We start from the raw sequence: 730 nt of genomic DNA on the forward strand, positions 1-730 counted from the left end.
ATCTCGTTGGCCAGCAGCGAGCCGTCGGCCAGCACGAAGAACTCGACGCCGATGACACCGACATAGTTCAGCGCCGACAGGATCTTCGATGCGGCCGTTCGCGCTGCTTCCGCCGTCTCGGGCATAATGGCGGCCGGTAAGGTCGATGTGTGGAGAATGCCGTTGCGGTGGACATTCTCGGCCGGATCGTAGGCGACGACCGCGCCGTCCAGCCCACGCGCCGCGATCACCGATATCTCGCGCTCGAACGGCACGAAGGACTCCAGGATCAGCGGCACATTGCCCATCGCCTCGCAGGTGCCGGCAAAGCCGCCGGTTTCCATGTTGCGGAAGACGCGCTGGCCTTTGCCGTCATAGCCCATGCTGCGCGTCTTCAGGATGCCGCTGCCGTCGAACGCCTTCAGCGCCGCCGTCAACTCATCATCATTGTCGACGGCGTGGAAATCCGCGGTGGCAATGCCGATGCCATTGAGAAATGCTTTTTCGCCCACCCGGTCTTGCGCCACTTCCAGCGCGCGCGCCGGCGGATAGACCGGAACCTTGGCGGCCAACGCGCTGGCCGCCGCGACCGGCACGTTTTCGAACTCGTAGGTGACGACGGAACTCGACGCTGCCAGTTCGGCAAGAGCGGCCGGATCGTCATAGGCGGCTGTTATCTGCCGGTTGGCGACCTGCGCGGCGGGGCAGTCCGCTTGCGGCTCCCGCACCCCAGTGCGGTAGCCGGGGCGGG

At 65.8% G+C, this 730-nt stretch carries 1 protein-coding gene; it reads right to left on the reverse strand.

Annotated features, from left to right (window positions below):
* Positions 1-730: ATP-grasp domain-containing protein (locus tag EN935_RS38795; RefSeq protein WP_127374393.1), on the reverse strand; the 730-nt coding region annotated here is incomplete at both ends.

This window comes from Mesorhizobium sp. M7D.F.Ca.US.004.03.1.1 (assembly GCF_003998635.1).
Taxonomy (GTDB): Bacteria; Pseudomonadota; Alphaproteobacteria; order Rhizobiales; family Rhizobiaceae; genus Mesorhizobium; species Mesorhizobium loti.